This is a genomic window from Pedobacter antarcticus (genome assembly GCF_900112985.1).
GTDB classification, from domain to species: domain Bacteria; phylum Bacteroidota; class Bacteroidia; order Sphingobacteriales; family Sphingobacteriaceae; genus Pedobacter; species Pedobacter antarcticus.
This window is the reverse complement of record NZ_FONS01000017.1, coordinates 1-17,679: the sequence shown is the minus strand read 5'-3', so window position 1 is coordinate 17,679 and position 17,679 is coordinate 1. Positions and strand designations below refer to the sequence as shown.

The following is a 17,679-nucleotide window of genomic DNA, read 5'->3' as shown; positions in this document are numbered from 1 at the left end:
ATTTTGAGCCGCAAAAATAGGCTTTTTAAGCGATAATCCTCAGATCATATTCATAAAAAAAGTGTTATTTATTTATCTTTTTTAAAATACTTTCCACAATACGGGGATAATGTTGATGTTCAAGTTGTTGACCTTTAAATTTTATCATTTCCAGATTGTCATTTTTGTCAATTTTATATTTCGCCTGATAGATAAACTCTCCTTCGTCATAATTTTCATCTACATAATGTATGGTGATCCCGCCTTCTGATTCTCCAGCTTCCATTACTGCTTTGTGTACATGATCTCCGTACATACCTTTTCCGCCGAATTTTGGAAGAAGGGCGGGATGTATGTTGATTATTCTTCCTGGATAAGCAGCGATAAGTTGTTTTGGTATCAACCATAGAAATCCCGCCAGAACGATCAGGTCAATATCAAGGTTCTGCAGTAAGTCTACTATAGTACTGGTTTCTCTGAATTCCCTTTTGTCAAAAATGTGCGTAGGTATTTCAAAATTGTCTGCCCTCTGCAAAACGTAGGCATCTGGATTGTTGGTCAGCACAATTGCAATTTCTGCATCAGAATTGTTTTTGAACAGTTCCATAATTTTCTGGGCATTGGATCCGGATCCGGAGGCAAATATGGCTATGCGTTTTTTCATCTGAATAAATTTGTCTCGATACGGTGATGAGAAGTTTCTCGAACAACGCCTGAGTAAATACATTTTTTCAAAAATAGCATTTTAGGTGCTGTTCCCGGGATTTTTATCCTAAATATTATCTGGTCTGTGTAGAATGCTTCGCCAGAGCAGATATAGCAATATGGTATACGACCAGTCTCCATTGCATTTATTTCCTTATATTTGTATCCGACTCTAAAACAGAAACTTTAATAATCGATTTTATTCAGTATTCCAATTTGAATATTAAAATTATTTATAATATCGTTTTGCATTTAGAAAGTTAAGTTCTATATTTGCAGTCCGAAAAAAAGAGAATAAAATAAGGATAATGGGGATTCAGGCGTAGTCACCACCCTTTACATATAAAATATTATTATACTAAAAAATGGCAAATCATAAATCATCTTTAAAAAGAATAAGAGCTAACGCGACTAAACGCTTACGCAACAGGTACCAGGCAAAAACTACTCGTACTTTTATTAAAAGATTGCGTGCTTCTGTAGATAGACAATCAGGTCAGGAGTTATTGCCTAAAGTAATTTCTATGTTAGATCGTTTAGCAAAGAAAAATGTAATTCATAAAAACAAAGCAGCTAACAACAAATCTAAATTAACTAAATTTGTTAATCGCTTAAAATAGTAATATCTTTAAGATATAAGGAAACGGGACAAGCATTGCTTGTCCCGTTTTTTTTTTGTCTATGATTAAAGCAGAAGACAAAATAACCATTAAATCATGGGCTCCCGAAGACAGACCACGGGAAAAAATGTTACTCTATGGCAGAAGACATCTTTCTGATGCAGAACTGCTGGCTATTCTGATCGGTACAGGGAATAGAAATGAAAATGCAGTTTCGCTCAGCCAGCGGATTCTTTCTGCCTGTGGAAATGATCTTGACAGGCTTTGTCAGCTCTCGGTTAAGGATCTGACTGCTTTCTCTGGAGTAGGAAGAGTCAAAGCACTCCACGTCATAGCGGCACTGGAAATAGGTAGAAGACGTACCGGGATTATTCCCGCCGGCCCGCAGAAAATAGATTCTTCGCATGATGCTTATAGGCATCTCCATCCTATATTCACCGATTTAGATCATGAAGAGTTCTGGATACTCTTATTAAATCAGGCGAATTATGTGAAAAGCAAACATATGATCAGTAAAGGTGGGAGGGCAGGCACTGTTGCGGATCCCAAGATTATTTTCAAGACGGCTATAGATAATCAGGGCACTTTTATTATACTTGCTCATAATCATCCCTCTGGAAATCTCCGTCCAAGCAAAGAGGATCTTTTCATTACTAGAAAACTCGCAGACGCCGGGAAGTTACTGGACCTGCTGGTGCTGGATCATTTAATTCTGGTGAATGGCAATTATTATAGTCTGGCAGATGAAGGATGTTTCTGAGCGTTCTAGTTTGTTTATCTGGCTATTTCATTTTCAGCAAAGCATTATTTTATATCTTTGCATTTTAGACAGCATATAAAAATGAAGATATCATACAATTGGCTTAAACAATTCTTATCAACGGAACTCGCCCCACAGGAACTCTCATTGATACTTACCAATATAGGACTTGAAGTGGAAAGCCTGGAAAAAGTTCAGCCGGTAAGGGGTGGGCTTGAAGGTCTGGTGATAGGACACGTACTGACACGCATACAACACCCGAATGCAGACAGATTGAGTGTTACTACGGTAGATGTAGGTGCAGCTGAAGCTGTTCAGATTGTATGTGGTGCATCTAATGTTGCAGCCGGACAGAAAGTTGTTGTAGCTACTGTAGGTACAACCGTTCATCCGAATGAAGGGGAGCCGTTTAAAATTAATAAATCAAAAATCCGGGGTGAAGTATCGGAGGGTATGATCTGCGCAGAAGATGAGATTGGGCTGGGTGATTCCCACGCTGGTATTATGGTGCTAGAAGAAGATGCAGTTCCTGGAACTCCGGCAAGTGAATTTTTCAAATTGGAAGATGATTTTCAGTTTGAAATAGGTTTAACACCTAACCGTGCAGACGCGGCATCTCACTACGGTGTAGCCAGAGATTTGGCTGCGTATTTAAAACAGAATTTGAAAATGCCAGATGTTTCTGCATTTAAAGCTGCAGATAAATCATTGGAAATCAACGTTAATGTAGAGGATACTATTGCATGTCCAAGATATAGCAGCGTTACGATTAGCGGCGTTAGAGTTCAGCCTTCACCTGACTGGTTACAGGATAAGCTGAAAGTAATTGGCATTCGTCCGATTAATAATATTGTAGATATAACAAACTATATCTTACACGAACTTGGCCAGCCTCTCCATGCATTTGATGCAGACGAGATCAGTGGGAAACAGGTAAGTATAAAAAAATGTGCTGAAGGAACATCATTTATCACATTGGATGGTGTTGAACGCAAATTGGGTGCGGAAGATCTGATGATCTGCGACGCAGAGAGGCCCCTGACTATTGCCGGTGTATACGGTGGAAAGAATTCTGGTGTATCTGAAAAAACAACTCATATTTTTCTTGAAAGTGCTTATTTCAATGCAGTATCTGTTCGTAAGACTGCTAAAAGACATGGTCTAAAAACTGACGCTTCATTCAGATATGAAAGAGGTACTGATCCTGAAATGACGGTGTTTGCGTTAAAGAGAGCCGCTTTATTGATATGCGAATTGGGTGGTGGATATATTTCTTCCGAGATTTCTGATATTTATCCTGATCCTATTAATCCTGCCAAAGTCGAAGTAACTTATCATAATATCAATAAACTGATCGGAGCGGCTATACCGGACGAAGAAATCAAATCCATTATTTCTGCCCTGGGAATTAAAATTATAGAGGAAAATGAGGAGGGACTTTCTCTCGAGATTCCTGCATACAAAGTAGATGTAACCCGTGAATGTGATGTAACTGAAGAAGTGCTGAGGATCTATGGTTATAACAATATTGCAATTCCAACTAAGATTAATGCTTCCCTGGCATTCACAGCTAAGCCTGATAAGGAACAAACTCAGCATGTGATTGCAGATTTACTGACGGCGAATGGTTTCCTTGAAATCTGGTGTAATTCCCTAACAAAGGGTATTTATGCAGATCCAAAAGAGGAGGCTGTACAAATTCTAAACCCGCTGAGTTCGGATTTGAATGTTATGCGCCAGCGCCTTTTACCGCCCGCATTAGAGAGCGTGGCTTATAACCAGAACCGGAGGAACCCGGATGTTAAATTCTATGAATTTGGCAAGACATATCATTTAATCAATGATGCTTATGTGGAAAGACCAAGGCTTTTATTGGTGATGTCCGGTGCAATGGGAGAAGAAAACTGGAGCACTAAAAATGAAGGCCTATCCTTCTATCATCTGAAATCCGCCGTCGAGGCCGTGATCGGCCGGTTAGGGATCGCAAATTATCAAATTGAAGAAATCAGTGATGCACATTATGCATTCGGGTTGAGATATTTTAGAGGACAACAGACTATTGTTACTTTCGGTGCTGTGACGGCTGCTGATAAAAAACTGGCTGATGTAGACAAGGAAGTATATTATGCCGATTTTGATTGGTCTCTTTTGCTTGATATCGTCAGGAAAAATAAGGTGATCTTTAAAGAAATCCCCAAATTCCCGGTAGTGAGAAGAGATCTTTCTATGTTGGTAGATGCTAGTGTCACATTTGAACAATTAAAAGCCGTAGCCTTTAAAACGGAAAAGAAACTGTTGAAACAGGTGCAGGTATTCGATGTCTACGTGGGTGATAAATTACCGGAAGGAAAAAAATCATACGCACTGAACTTCACTTTGCAGGATGATCAGCAGACGTTAACTGATAAACAGATTGATTCAGTTATGCAGAAGATTATTGCTAATTTGGAACAATCAGCAAAAGCAGAGATCAGAAAGTAAATATATTTGCTACTTTTAGCATAAATTTAAAGCTCACACTAATTATATCTAATGTCTTCGGTTGCCGATAAACTAAATTCCGTATTACAGAAAACAGCCCAGCTGATAGAGCTTTGCCATGCTTTACAGGAGGAGAATGACCTATTGAAGCAAGAGAATGATGCTGTTAAGGCTGCATTAAATTCTTCGAAGGTTAAAATCTCTGATCTTGATGAGAAAATGAGGGTGCTTAAGCTTGCCAAGAGTATAGAGGGAACCAGTGAGAAGACGCTTGATATAAAGCAAAAAATTAACGATTTTGTGCGTGAAATCGATAAATGTGTAGTCTTACTGAAAAAATAAATAGGATACACGAAATTGAAACAAAGCTAAAAATGGGAGAAATCTCGATTAAAATAACTATTTCTGACCGCATTTACCCGCTAAAGGTAAATATGGAAGAGGAAGAAATTGTCCGGAGAGCAGCCAAAATTATTAACGAACGCATAAAAGATTATCAGGAGAATTATGCCGTTAGAGATAAGCAGGATTTACTTTCTATGGCAGTTCTACATTATGCAACAGCAGTACTTAGGGTAGAGAATAAAGTTCAGGACCAGGATTCTGCAGTAGCTGAAAAGGTCGAGGAATTAGATAGTTTACTGAATGACTTTTTTACTAAATAGACATTCATATATTCATAGCAATTAAATTTAACCGTGGTTAAGTTTTAAGTTTCATTTTCGCGATTAAGAAGATTTTATACTTTAAAGCTCAATTCAGCAAATAAAGTGTTTTATATTCAGAGGCTGTAACGAAACTTAAAACTGGATCCGGTTTTTTTTTGAGATAAAAAATTAAGAATAACCACGCTTGCATGAGCACCATATTCAAAGGATGCTGAATGTTCATGCAGGTTTTTTATATATAAATTAAAATGGAAATAGTAGGAATAATAGGATATGTACTCACCGGTCTGGTGGTTGGTGTTTTAATAGGCAGATATCTGCTTCGTAATTTGTTGAAGTCTCAAGAGATTGCAGCACAAACGAAAGTTAAGAAGATCTTGAAGGAAGCAGAGAGTAATGCTGAAATTCTTAAGAAGGATAGATTACTGGAAGCAAAGGAGAAATTTTTACAGCTTAAAGCCGAGCATGAGCAGGAAGTAAATACCAAAAATAATCAGGTTAATCAACGTGAAAATGCCATTAAACAGAAAGAACAGTCTGTAAACCAGAGATTGGAAAACATGAACCGTAAGGAACAGGAGCTTGACAATCACAAAAAGAATCTGGAGAAACAAACTGATCTTGCAGTTAAAAAGCAGGAAGAGGTTGAGATCCTCAAAAATCAACACGTCAAGCAACTGGAAACTATTGCCGGATTAAGTGCAGAAGAAGCGAAAAACCAATTGGTGGAGAACATGAAACAGGAGGCGCGCACTCAAGCGATGATTCAGGTAAAGGATATCGTAGATGAAGCCAAATTAACTGCGACTAAAGAAGCTAAGAAGGTTGTAATCCAAACTATACAACGTACCGCTGTTGAAGCGGCTATAGAAAACACGGTTTCTATATTTCACATTGAAAGCGACGAGATTAAGGGGCGTGTTATTGGGCGTGAGGGAAGAAATATCCGTGCGCTGGAAGCTGCTACAGGAATTGAAATTATTGTAGATGATACACCCGAAGCAATTATCCTTTCGGGATTTGATCCGGTAAGAAGAGAGATTGCCCGTTTGGCTTTACATCGTCTGGTTACAGATGGTCGTATACATCCAGCGCGTATTGAGGAAGTCGTTGCAAAGACTAAAAAGCAGATAGAAGATGAGATCGTTGAAATCGGAGAACGGACTGTTATTGATTTAGGTATCCACGGATTACATCCTGAGCTTATCAGGATGGTTGGACGTATGCGTTACCGTTCATCTTATGGACAAAATCTGCTGCATCACTCACGTGAGGTGGCCAATTTCTGTGCTACCATGGCTGCTGAGTTAGGGCTAAATGCGAAAATGGCGAAACGTGCAGGATTACTGCACGATATAGGAAAAGTGCCTGATGATAATCCAGAATTGCCTCACGCAATTTTAGGTATGCAGCTTGCTGAGAAATATAAAGAACATCCTGAAATCTGTAATGCAATCGGTGCCCACCATGATGAAATTGAAATGACCTCTATGATTTCACCGATTATTCAGGCATGTGACGCTATTTCAGGTGCACGTCCCGGCGCGAGAAGGGAAGTCGTTGAAAGTTATATTAAGCGATTAAAAGAATTGGAGGAACTTGCCCTTTCTTATCCTGGTGTAGAAAAAACTTTTGCTATACAGGCAGGAAGAGAACTGCGTGTAGTAGTTGAAAGTGAGCGGGTCACAGATCAGCAGGCAGAATTACTCGCCGCAGATATTTCAAACCGTATTCAGACTGAAATGACTTATCCAGGTCAGATTAAAGTAACAGTAATCCGGGAGACCAGATCTGTTGCATTTGCGAAATAAGAATACAGAATCTGCTTGTATTTACAGGTATATATAAATTATAAAGCGATAGGTTATCCTGTCGCTTTTTTTATTTTTGCATGATGAAGAAAGAACAGCGTATTAAAACCAGCACAAGACAGCGTAGACAAGTAGATGTTCTTTTCGATGAATATGCGGTAAGTCATCAGCATCCATCTAATAAACTTATTCATTGGGTATGTGTGCCGCTGATTATCTTTAGTCTAATTGGTCTGGTCTGGTCTATCCCTTTTCCTCACCTCGAATTTTTAGGGAGGTATAATGGATTTGTGAACTGGGCATCTTTTCTGATTGCTTTCTCTGGATACTATTATTATCGTCTGTCCCCCGTGTTATCCTATATGATGATTCTGTTGGTCTTTATTTTAGCCATTGGAATAGTTCAACTGGAAAAATGGGAGGCTGCCGGAGGGCCGGCAGTCTGGTTGGTATGTGCAGTTATCTTTTTATTCTCCTGGGTAGGGCAGTTTATAGGCCATAAAATAGAAGGTAGGAGACCTTCATTTTTACAGGATGTAAAGTTTTTGTTAATAGGACCGATTTGGTTACTACACTTCATCTGTAAAAAAACGGGGCTAAGTTATTAGTCATTAAGATGGTTTACAATTTATTAACATATACTTTAATGAATGGTAACGTACAGTTGATCTGCTAGTAATACTGTGGTAATACTTTTGTCTAAACTTTAATTCAGGCAAAAATTGAAACTACATCTACAATTCAGAAAAATAATTCTGACGCTTCTCTGCATTTTTTTTAACGCAGCATTATTCGCACAGGGGAATGGAAAGATTACCGGTACCGTAAGTGATAAAAAAACGGGAGAAACATTAATAGGAGTAACCGTTAAAATAAAAGGCACAGCAAAAGGACTTGCTACAGATGTTGACGGTAAATATGCGTTGACCGGACTGAACAGCGGAAAACTCACATTGGTGTTTCAGTATATCGGTTATACCGGTAAGGAAATATCGGAGGTAGAGGTCAATGCCGCCAGAAACACGGTACTGAATGTCGTACTGGAGGAAGCAAGCAGCCAAAATCTTAGTGAGGTAGTGATCAAAGGTTCTTTCAAAAAAGAAAGTATTAACGCATTATATGCCCAACAAAAAAATAGTGCAGTAATTTCTGATGGTATAAGTTCAGAACTCATTAAAAGGTCTCCGGATAAAAACACTTCCGATGTTCTGAAACGTGTGAGCGGCGCAACTATACAAGATAATAAATTTGTTGTGATCCGTGGATTGAGTGACCGCTATAATTCAGCAATGCTGGACGGCGGAACTTTGCCAAGTACTGAACCTAACAGAAAAGCATTCTCATTTGATATTGTTCCATCCAGTCTAGTTGAAAACCTGATTATTAATAAAACAGCTACACCAGATCTGCCTGCAGATTTCACGGGGGGGGCAATTCAGATACAAACCAAAGACATTCCGGAGCAAAACTTTTTCAACTTCTCCGTAGGCGCGGGTTACAACAGTGCTTCAACTTTTAAGAATTTCAGAAGTGGTACAAGAAATGCTTCTGATTATTTCGGATTTGACAATGGCAAAAAGCAATTGCCGGCTAATTTTCCAACTAGCTCACAAATTATTAATGTCTTGACTCCGGAACAAAATGTGAAGGCTTTGAGAAGTTTACCTACCGACTGGAATATTTATTCGAGATCTGCTTTGCCGACCCAAAACTATCAGTTTACAGTGGGTCGGGTGAAAGAATTGAAAAATTCGGGACGGTTAGGTGCGATCCTCTCTTTAACTTACCGTAATTCCCAGACTATCAATAAGGATGTTATCCGTGATTATTACGACTATAACTATCGCGATGATGTCTATAAATTCTCTACGAATATCGGTGCGCTCGCTAACTTTGCTTATACTTATGGAAAGAGCAAAATTACTTTCAAAAATATATACAACCGGATTTACGATGATCAGTTTCTGTCAAGAACCGGGGCTAACCAGAATACACAAAGTGATGTGAAATTCTATGCATTTGATTTATTGCAAAAATCTTTATTTAAGTCGACTCTGGAAGGTAATCATCAGATTGGTGAGCGGAACGCGAAGTTGAACTGGTCTTTAAGTTATAGTAATATTCTGAATGATCAGCCGGACCAGCGTAAGGTAAGTTATACACGTTTATTCGCTGATGCAAATAACCCTGATGTAGGCTATTCGGCGAACGTCTCCACTTTAGGTAAGGAGAATACGCGCTTATTCTCAAAGTTGAATGAGAATAGCTATGCAGCAGCTGTTAATTACAGTTTGCCGGTTGAGCTGTTTAGTCAGAAGGCTACATTTAAAGCTGGTCTGACTTCACAATACAGAGATCGTACCTTCGATGTAAGGTTTCTTGGTTTATTGCTAAGAAATGATGACACCGATATCCGGGAAAGGCCGTTAAATCAGTTGTTCGGTAGAGACTTACTGGATGCAAATATTTATAAACTTGATGAAATTCCTAATTTCCAGGACTCTTACACTGGGAACTCGTTGACCAATGCAGGTTATCTAATGCTTGATAATAAAATAGGAGATAAAGCCAGGCTAGTTTGGGGAGCCCGAGTTGAGCAGTTTAATCTCGATCTTCAGGCGAAGCAGGCATCGCTCTCTAAAGTAAAACAGAATTACATAGATGTATTACCTTCGGCAAATTTCACCTATAGTCTTACTGATAAGATAAATCTCCGCGCCTCTTACTACCGCACACTCGCCAGACCTGAATTCCGCGAGCTGTCCATTTCCTCTTATTATGATTACGAATTGCTGGCTTTTCAACAAGGTAATCCAGATTTAAAAAGAACCTCAATTGACAATGCTGACATTCGTTTCGAATTATATCCTTCTGCAGGACAGATTGTGTCAGTCTCTGCTTTCTACAAGAAATTCAAGAATGCAATAGAGACGTTAAACAGCGACGCAACTTCAACCAGAACAATCACTTATTTCAACTCTGATAAAGCAACTGTATTTGGTGTCGAATTTGAATTAAGGAAATCTCTTGATTTTATCGCCGAGAATGACTTTTTGAAAGCGACTACTGCTTATGCGAATGTCTCCCTGGTTAAGTCTAAAGTAAGTAATCCAAGTGGGAGTGGTTTGAATCTCAAAGACACAGACCGTCCCATGGTAGGCCAAGCGCCTTATGTAATTAATGCTGGTCTGCAGCATAGTTTCCTTGGTGATAAATTGAACTTCAATGCACTGTACAACAAGGTAGGCAGAAGGCTGGCTATCGCTGCAGGCGTTGTTTATCCAGCCGTATGGGAGGCTCCAAGAGATGTCATTGATTTGCAGTTAAGCATGAAAGTGATGAAAAACAAAGGAGAGGTTAAATTAAATGCGGGCGACATTCTGAATCAACGCAATACCTTATACTATGATCAGAATGCAAACAAGAAGTATGATGGAGGTCCTGCTGATGACACCTTGAGTAGCTATCGTGCCGGCAGAAACCTTTCTGTATCTTTTTCTTATACCTTTTAAGGTTAAATCCAGGTTAAGTAACAATAAGAAAGTTAATAGAAATTTAAAATAGGGTTCACAATGAACATAAATTCCAACGGTAGATTTGTATAACCTATAAAGGGACATCCATTTTCATAAACCAATAAAAACAAAATAATCGAATGAAAAAACAACTATTAGCATCTGCATTAAGCCTGCTTGTCTTTTTCGCAAGCTGCTCCAAAAGTGAGAATTCAGATGGAGGCGGAGATCCAGTTAATCCAGGAAGTGGAGTAGTGGAAGTGACAGGGGATATTACATCGGCTACGACTTGGTCTGCCGATAAAATCTACTTGTTAAAAGGAAATGTTTTCGTAACTAACAATGTTACACTTACTATTCAGCCAGGTACAATAATAAAAGGAGATAAATCAACAAAAGGAGCTTTAATTATCACCAGAGGTGCTAAGATAGAGGCTGCCGGATCAGTAGATAAACCAATTGTATTTACCTCAAGTATAGCTGCTGGAGCCAGAAGTGCTGGTGACTGGGGTGGTTTAATCCTGTTAGGTAAAGCTAAAAATAACCTGGGTACATCTGTGCCTATCGAAGGTATTTCAGATGCAACAGATAAAGGTAAGCATGGCGGAACCGATGACGCGGATAATTCCGGTACATTAAAATATGTACGTGTTGAATTTGCGGGTATACCATTAGGTCCAGATAATGAAATCAATGGTATTACCTTCGGTAGCGTGGGTTCTGGTACAACTGTAGACTACGTACAGGTTTACCGTTCAGGAGATGATGCATTTGAATGGTTTGGCGGTTCAGTAAATGCAAAACACTTAATAGCTGTAGCAACATGGGATGACGATTTCGATACTGACAATGGCTATTCAGGTAAAATTCAGTTTGCGCTTGCACAGCGTTTGGCTTCTACTGCAGATGTATCCGGATCAAACGGATTTGAATCAGATAATATGGGTGCAGGCGATAACAGCAGCCCGCAAACTTCTTCAGTTTTCTCTAACGTAACTATTATAGGTCCTGTAGACAAAGCAGGCGCCGGAAGTATCAATGCAAACTATCAGCATGCTGCACAGATTCGCAGAAATTCAGCTATCAGTATTATGAACTCTGTTTTTGCTGGTTACACAGAAGGTATTTTTTATGACGATACTTTACCTGCTGGCGGAACACAGAATTCATCATCAAATTATTTGAGTGGTAAATCTGTATTTGCAAATAACCTAATATTAGGGTCTAATGGTAAAGGCAATCAAATTAAAGCATCTAATGCTACTACTTTGGCGTTGATTAGTCCTACATTGTTATCTAGAAATGTATTTACACCGGACGCATATGCTGCCAGCGTAATCACAGATCCTTACAAGTACTCAGCCGATTTAGTTTCTTCATCTTCAGGTAAACAAGGCGTACCGAACTTTACAGTAGTTGCTGGATCTGCAGCTGCAGCGGGAGCTGATTTTAGCAATGCTAAATTAACTGATAATTTCTTTGAAAAGGTGGCTTATAAAGGCGCTTTTGGTACTACTGACTGGACAGCTGGATGGGCAAGTTTTAATCCACAGGTGCTTCCTTACACTACTCCGGGAGTTGTAAAATAGAAACGGAACGGATAATAATAACAAAAAAAGGTCTGCATTTTTGCAGACCTTTTTTTGTTATTAGAAGTTTTTGCCAATCTTCTCCAGCATTTCAGCTGGAATGTTCTGCATGTCCACAACCAGAAAGCCATCAAGACAATCAGAGAACTTAGGATCGATATTGAAACAAATGATTTTCGCGTTCAGGTTCATATACTGACGTAAAAGTACAGGGATCTTTATATGCGTATTTTCGATGTCTGAAATCAACACATCGAGATCTTTAAGGGATTCGCTGCTTTCGATAAGCAAACCTTTATCAATTGCGGACAAATCTGCCTTGAATTTATTGCGTGGTTTTACATAATGTCCAAGTTCATAATCAAAATGGTTTTTCGTGATGAAATCAACGATCAATGATTTTGAGAAGCTCGAAAAGTTATTGCTTATACTAACAGGGCCGAACATATAACGGTATTGCGGGTTATCAAGCAGGTATTTTAAGATACCTTTCCAGAGCAGGAAAAGCGGTAAAGCCTTCTGCTGGTATTCTTTTCTGATCCAGGAGCGTCCAAGTTCAATTCCTTGTCGTAGCACTGGATAAAAAGGTTCTTTGATTTTGAACAGTTCCGAGAGGTAAAAGCCTCTCTTGCCCATTGTATTTAGAATGTCGTCTCCCTTACCAATACGGTAGGCACCTACAATATTCTGCAGATCTTTATCCCAGATGAATAAATGATGATAATAAATATCGTAGTTGTCGAGGTCTATTTTTTTATTGGTCCCTTCACCTACTTCCCGGAAAGTGATCTCCCGCAGGCGGCCGATTTCTCTTAATACATTAGGAATATTGGCTGTAGGAGAGATGTATACCTCATAGTTTTTTTCTGACCATACGCGGTAAGCTTCAAGTCCACTAATTTCTTCAGTAATACTTATCCGGCTTGTTTCTTCAATTACGGGCTCTGGAGTTTTCTTAATCTTAAAAAGGTTGATAGGATTGAAAAGTTTCTTTTCCTGTTCAATGGCAGTACCTAGTGCATAGGTGCGTGCACGTAGAAAGTCCAGCAATTTATTTGTATTGTTACTATAAGATATGTCCTCGATATGAATTGGCTTTCCAATTCTTACCTTCATTTTCAGTCCTTGTTTATTCAGGAATTCAGAAGGAAGTTTAGCTGTTCTTAATGTTGGATGGATAAAACTGAGAATATTAAAGAGCACACCATTATTACCATGGAAGTATATAGGTACAACGGGTACTTTAGCCCGGGCAATTAGTTTACCCACAACAGGATGCCACAGACGGTCTGTAATTTCTTGTTTATCCAGGTTAAAAGTGGAAACTTCCCCTGCCGGAAAAATACCGATAGGTGTACCACTTTTCAAAAGATCGAAAGTAGCTTTCAGGCCACTTATACTGGATGAATGCTGTACATTTTCAAATGGATTTACTGCCACAAAGAATTCATTCAGATTCGGGATTTTTTGCAGAATGAAATTCACCATGACTTTAGACTCTGGCCTTACTGTACACAGTAACTTAACTAATGCAAGCCCTTCTACACCGCCATAAGGATGGTTGGCAATAGCAATAAAAGGCCCGGTTTTAGGAATATGCTTCAGATCATCTTCATCAAAGTCTATAGAAACGCCAATTGTCTCGAGAATTTTGTCTACAAATTCGAGTCCGTTGAAGTGCTGGTTGCGTGAAAAGACTTCGTTGATATCGTTTAACTTCATGACCTCCATCAGCAAAGCAGCCAGTCCAGGAACCCCGAGTTTATCAATTTTGGTTGCTTTGGCAAACTCCTTGGTCGTAATGATCTTCATATCAGATTTTATAAGTACAATTCTATCGACCCCAAAAATAAGATTTATATTCTTAAATAACGGAAGTACATTGGAATCATGAGAAAATGGCTAAAAATCTACTTTGGCTTCAATGCCAGGGAAAAGAAGGGAATCCTACTTTTACTACTGATACTGATGCTGTTGCAGTTCGTACCGTATATCTATGAAAAGATCATGCCTGAAGCGCCGTTGAGTCCTGAAAATGAAAAACTATTTGTGGAGTATTATAAATCAATGGAAGATCGGGTAGAAGTAAAAATAACCGGTTCACCAGAAAAAAAAAGTCTGTTTGTTTTTGATCCGAATACGCTTGATGAAGCCGGATGGATGAGGTTGGGTTTAAGTAAGAAGCAAGCTATGTCCGTTCTGAACTATCGGAGTAAGGGGGGCGTATTCCGGGAGAAGGAAGAACTGAAGAAGATGTATACAATTAGTCCTGGTCTTTATGAGCGCCTGTTTCCTTATATTAAAATTGCTGTATCCCGGGAAACTGAAAAAGAGCTTCCTAAGTTTCCTGCTCGGCCGGGGCTTCCTTACAGAAAAGAAAATTTGAATGTGATTTCCCTTAATGATGCAGATAGTTTGGGGTTATTACAGGTAAAAGGTATCGGCCCTGTATTTGCGGGCAGGATATTAAAGTACAGGGAGCGCCTTGGTGGTTTTGTTCAGCTGGAACAATTACTGGAAGTCTTTGGGATGGATAGCTTACGGCTGAACCAGTTAAGTCCGCAGCTCGCAATAGATACAGGTTTGATTAGAAAAATAGCTATTAATAAAGTTTCTGTCATAGAATTAAGGTTACATCCTTATATTGGATATAAACAAGCACAGGTCTTGGCAGAGTACAGAAAACAACATGGAAATTATATTAATTTTGCCAGTCTGAGCAAAGTAATTGTGTTATCTGCAGTTACGCTAAACAAGATCGCTCCATATATTTCTTTTGAATATGATTGAATTACGAATTAAACAGACCGTACGCGACGTTACAGATTTTCCTAAGCCTGGTATTATTTTTAAAGACATTACGCCGATTCTTAAGGATGCTGGCCTCTGTCGTGAAATTACTGCTGCCCTTCAGGAGCAGGTTAAGGAAATGAAGATTGATTTGATTGCCGGTATAGAAAGCAGGGGGTTTCTTTTTGGGATGTCGCTGGCTAATTTAATGGGTATACCTTTTGTGCCGATGAGAAAATCGGGTAAACTTCCCTATAAGACAGTCCGTCAGGAGTATGATCTGGAGTATGGAAGCGCCGCACTTGAGTTGCATGAGGATGCTATTTTTGCTGGACAGCGTGTATTGATACATGACGATCTGTTAGCAACCGGAGGAACTGTTGTCGCAGCGTCTAAACTTATTGAGAAACTTGGCGGTGAAATAGCAGGTTATTCTTTTATTATAGCATTAGACTTTTTGAAAGGAAGAGAAAGGCTGAAAGGTTTTTCTGCGCCAGTTTATTCATTAGCTTCCTATTAATATCATTTTTTATTTAAAATATTTATCTCCAGATATCTGGGCCGCTTAATGTAGTCCGCGCCTAAAATGAACTAAATACCAAAACGTTCTGTTCCGTAACAAATATTCGATTGCCTGTTCTGTACGTTATTAATTATACTTGTCACAATCAGATACAACTATGCAGGATACAATAACGCAAGATACAGGGTTCAATTTCAGTTCTTCTGAAAACCAGGAGATGGTGAAAAATATGGTCAGGGATTTTGCTGAAAAGCATATTCGTCCCCATGTAATGGAGTGGGATGAGGCCCAGCATTTCCCTCTGGAAGTGTTTAAAAAATTAGGTGAACTTGGCTTGATGGGGGTACTCGTTCCTGAAACTTACGGAGGATCAGGATTCGGTTATCAGGAATATGTTGACGTCATTGTTGAAGTGTCTAAAGTTTGCGGTTCCATAGGCCTTTCGCTGGCTGCACACAATTCATTATGTACAGGGCATATTCTTGCCTTCGGAACAGAAGAGCAAAAATCCAAATGGTTGCCTAAACTAGCCACAGCAGAATGGATTGGTGCCTGGGGGCTTACTGAGGCCAATACTGGATCAGATGCACTTCGCATGATGACTACGGCAACGCTTGATGGTGATCATTACATCTTAAATGGCGCAAAGAATTGGATTACGCATGGCAAGTCCGGAGATGTTGCGGTGGTCATGGTAAGAACTGGAGAAAAAGGAGATTCAAAAGGTATATCTGCTATCGTTGTTGAACGCGGTACACCAGGATTTGCCGCTGGAAAGAAAGAGAATAAATTAGGAATGCGTGCTTCAGAGACTACTGAGATGATCTTTGATAACTGCAGAGTTCCGGCAGAAAATCTGCTGGGACAAGTAGGGGAAGGTTTCAAGCAGGCGATGAAAGTACTGGACGGCGGACGGATTTCTATCGCGGCGCTTTCACTTGGAATTGCAAAAGGAGCATACGAGGCCGCTTTGGCTTATGCACAGGAACGTCATCAGTTCGGACAGCCAATTTCCAGTTTCCAGGCAATTAGTTTTAAACTGGCTGACATGGCGACGGAGATTGAGGCTGCGGAGCTCTTAATCCGGCAGGCCGCGGACCTGAAGAATAAAGGTCTCAAAATGACAAAAGAATCCGCGATGGCCAAATATTTTGCTTCAGAAGTTGCGGTACGTTCAGCGACAGAAGCTGTGCAGATATTCGGTGGTTATGGTTACACTAAAGACTTCCCGGTGGAGAAATTCTACAGAGACAGTAAATTATGCACTATAGGGGAGGGAACTTCCGAAATCCAGAAAATAGTCATTGCCCGTGAGATTATGAAGGGATAATAATTAATTGCCATATTCTAACCAAATATATCAATCCGCCGGTGCAAATTTGTACCGGCTTTTTCGCGTCTATCCTAAAAAGAATGTATGAGGTTTTGTCCGTCAACAACCTAAAAAACAGATTTTTATTTAAATAAAAGACGCAACGTTCGGATAATCGTAATAATTATTCTATCTTTGCCATCCCAAAAACAACGAGAGGAGGTATTTTACGTTATGATCATAATCAACATTAAAGACGGCGAATCATTAGATAAAGCGCTGAAACGTTTCAAGAAGAAATTCGAAAAAACCGGAGTATTAAGAGAACTTCGTAGTCGTCAGGCATACGAAAAAAAATCTGTAGCTCGTCGTACACTAGTAAAACATGCGATTTACAAACAAAATATGCAATTAGAAGGAACTATCTAGTTCTGATCCTATATATATTTCAAGAGAGGGTATCTGCAAAGATGTCCTCTTTTTTTTGTTCGAAATTTTTCAAATCCGGTCTGTGTCCTGCTCAGGTCGTTAGGTTAGCCTGTGTGGCCACTTTCACGGGGGCAAATTTGGTGACTGTCCATTCCTGAAAAAGCTATACACTATAAAACAGTGTATGGAAAGAGAAGAAGAGTTGTTCTACTCAGAAAGAACGAGTAAAAATCAGAAGTTTGACAAGCGATTGATCGCTCATGTTGTTAAGCTGGCCGAAGAAGGGACGCCCCGGAGGGATCTGATAAAGACTTATAAAATGACCGGAGAAACCCTTGGGATGTGGTTGGACAAGTACAGTTCAATTTTGCATAAACGCAAGCTTCACAGTACTGCAGAAAAACGATCGATTGTTCGAGCTATCCATGGGGGGATGAGTATAAAGGAAGCCGTTATCGTATACAATATCAGCTCAAGGAGTACCATACGAAATTGGA

At 39.4% G+C, this 17,679-nt stretch carries 16 protein-coding genes; 14 read left to right on the top strand and 2 right to left on the bottom strand.

Going from position 1 to position 17,679, the window contains the following annotated elements:
- Positions 1–64 precede the first annotated feature (64 nt).
- The gene (purN, locus tag BM192_RS19925; protein WP_037440494.1) at positions 65–643 is read right to left on the bottom strand and encodes a phosphoribosylglycinamide formyltransferase; all 579 of its coding nucleotides are present in this window, start codon (positions 641–643) and stop codon (positions 65–67) included.
- Between the two features lie 406 nt (positions 644–1,049).
- Between purN and rpsT the strand changes: the two genes are divergently transcribed.
- The 9 genes from rpsT to BM192_RS19880 all read left to right on the top strand — a co-directional run bounded on the left by rpsT (position 1,050) and on the right by BM192_RS19880 (position 12,128).
- Positions 1,050–1,304, top strand: a complete 255-nt coding sequence (gene rpsT / locus BM192_RS19920) for a 30S ribosomal protein S20 (protein WP_037440496.1) — start codon at positions 1,050–1,052, stop codon at positions 1,302–1,304.
- Between the two features lie 61 nt (positions 1,305–1,365).
- Complete coding sequence (radC, locus tag BM192_RS19915) at positions 1,366–2,064, top strand: RadC family protein (protein WP_037440498.1); 699 nt, start codon at positions 1,366–1,368, stop codon at positions 2,062–2,064.
- Positions 2,065–2,145: 81 nt separating this feature from the next.
- Positions 2,146–4,545, top strand: coding sequence for a phenylalanine--tRNA ligase subunit beta (gene pheT / locus BM192_RS19910; RefSeq protein ID WP_074589163.1), 2,400 nt, complete (start codon positions 2,146–2,148; stop codon positions 4,543–4,545).
- A 51-nt stretch (positions 4,546–4,596) separates the two neighbouring features.
- Positions 4,597–4,887: a hypothetical protein gene (locus BM192_RS19905; protein ID WP_037440500.1), complete on the top strand. Its 291-nt coding sequence runs from the start codon at positions 4,597–4,599 to the stop codon at positions 4,885–4,887.
- 32 nt (positions 4,888–4,919) lie between these two features.
- Entirely contained in the window at positions 4,920–5,210 is a 291-nt protein-coding gene (locus BM192_RS19900) for a cell division protein ZapA (protein ID WP_037440512.1), read from the top strand.
- Between the two features lie 251 nt (positions 5,211–5,461).
- The gene (gene rny / locus BM192_RS19895; protein WP_074589165.1) at positions 5,462–7,024 is read left to right on the top strand and encodes a ribonuclease Y; all 1,563 of its coding nucleotides are present in this window, start codon (positions 5,462–5,464) and stop codon (positions 7,022–7,024) included.
- Positions 7,025–7,104: 80 nt separating this feature from the next.
- Positions 7,105–7,632 carry an Mpo1 family 2-hydroxy fatty acid dioxygenase gene (locus tag BM192_RS19890; RefSeq protein ID WP_037440502.1) on the top strand — a complete coding sequence of 176 codons (528 nt, stop codon included), beginning with the start codon at positions 7,105–7,107 and terminating at the stop codon, positions 7,630–7,632.
- Between the two features lie 114 nt (positions 7,633–7,746).
- Positions 7,747–10,536: a TonB-dependent receptor gene (locus tag BM192_RS19885; RefSeq protein WP_051759855.1), complete on the top strand. Its 2,790-nt coding sequence runs from the start codon at positions 7,747–7,749 to the stop codon at positions 10,534–10,536.
- A 143-nt stretch (positions 10,537–10,679) separates the two neighbouring features.
- Positions 10,680–12,128, top strand: a complete 1,449-nt coding sequence (locus tag BM192_RS19880; protein ID WP_074589169.1) for a hypothetical protein — start codon at positions 10,680–10,682, stop codon at positions 12,126–12,128.
- Between the two features lie 60 nt (positions 12,129–12,188).
- Here BM192_RS19880 and BM192_RS19875 read toward each other — a convergent pair whose 3' ends face one another.
- Entirely contained in the window at positions 12,189–13,940 is a 1,752-nt protein-coding gene (locus BM192_RS19875) for a lysophospholipid acyltransferase family protein (protein ID WP_037443283.1), read from the bottom strand.
- Between the two features lie 78 nt (positions 13,941–14,018).
- Between BM192_RS19875 and BM192_RS19870 the strand changes: the two genes are divergently transcribed.
- From BM192_RS19870 to BM192_RS19850, 5 genes are all read left to right on the top strand, one after another.
- Complete coding sequence (locus BM192_RS19870; RefSeq protein ID WP_037443281.1) at positions 14,019–14,918, top strand: ComEA family DNA-binding protein; 900 nt, start codon at positions 14,019–14,021, stop codon at positions 14,916–14,918.
- Positions 14,911–15,438 (top strand): adenine phosphoribosyltransferase, encoded by a 528-nt coding sequence (locus BM192_RS19865; RefSeq protein WP_037443279.1) that lies wholly within the window; start codon positions 14,911–14,913, stop codon positions 15,436–15,438. Before BM192_RS19870 ends, BM192_RS19865 begins: the two co-directional genes overlap by 8 nt.
- 160 nt (positions 15,439–15,598) lie before the next feature.
- A complete protein-coding gene (locus BM192_RS19860; protein ID WP_037443277.1) occupies positions 15,599–16,771 on the top strand; it encodes an acyl-CoA dehydrogenase family protein in 1,173 nt (390 codons plus the stop codon).
- Between the two features lie 216 nt (positions 16,772–16,987).
- On the top strand, positions 16,988–17,182 hold the full coding sequence (rpsU, locus tag BM192_RS19855) for a 30S ribosomal protein S21 (RefSeq protein ID WP_008243148.1): 195 nt from the start codon (positions 16,988–16,990) through the stop codon (positions 17,180–17,182).
- Between the two features lie 184 nt (positions 17,183–17,366).
- Positions 17,367–17,679: helix-turn-helix domain-containing protein (locus BM192_RS19850; protein WP_139218414.1), on the top strand; the 313-nt coding region annotated here is incomplete at its 3' end.

Bases quoted from the DNA above. Each gene is read 5' to 3' on its own strand.
- BM192_RS19875 (WP_037443283.1), bottom strand. From the start codon at position 13,940: ATGAAGATCATTACGACCAAGGAGTTTGCCAAAGCAACCAAAATTGAT.
- pheT (WP_074589163.1), top strand. From the start codon at position 2,146: ATGAAGATATCATACAATTGGCTTAAACAATTCTTATCAACGGAACTC.
- BM192_RS19860 (WP_037443277.1), top strand. From the start codon at position 15,599: ATGCAGGATACAATAACGCAAGATACAGGGTTCAATTTCAGTTCTTCT.
- radC (WP_037440498.1), top strand. From the start codon at position 1,366: ATGATTAAAGCAGAAGACAAAATAACCATTAAATCATGGGCTCCCGAA.
- BM192_RS19870 (WP_037443281.1), top strand. From the start codon at position 14,019: ATGAGAAAATGGCTAAAAATCTACTTTGGCTTCAATGCCAGGGAAAAG.
- BM192_RS19865 (WP_037443279.1), top strand. From the start codon at position 14,911: ATGATTGAATTACGAATTAAACAGACCGTACGCGACGTTACAGATTTT.
- BM192_RS19890 (WP_037440502.1), top strand. From the start codon at position 7,105: ATGATGAAGAAAGAACAGCGTATTAAAACCAGCACAAGACAGCGTAGA.
- BM192_RS19900 (WP_037440512.1), top strand. From the start codon at position 4,920: ATGGGAGAAATCTCGATTAAAATAACTATTTCTGACCGCATTTACCCG.
- rpsU (WP_008243148.1), top strand. From the start codon at position 16,988: ATGATCATAATCAACATTAAAGACGGCGAATCATTAGATAAAGCGCTG.
- purN (WP_037440494.1), bottom strand. From the start codon at position 643: ATGAAAAAACGCATAGCCATATTTGCCTCCGGATCCGGATCCAATGCC.
- rpsT (WP_037440496.1), top strand. From the start codon at position 1,050: ATGGCAAATCATAAATCATCTTTAAAAAGAATAAGAGCTAACGCGACT.
- rny (WP_074589165.1), top strand. From the start codon at position 5,462: ATGGAAATAGTAGGAATAATAGGATATGTACTCACCGGTCTGGTGGTT.
- BM192_RS19880 (WP_074589169.1), top strand. From the start codon at position 10,680: ATGAAAAAACAACTATTAGCATCTGCATTAAGCCTGCTTGTCTTTTTC.
- BM192_RS19905 (WP_037440500.1), top strand. From the start codon at position 4,597: ATGTCTTCGGTTGCCGATAAACTAAATTCCGTATTACAGAAAACAGCC.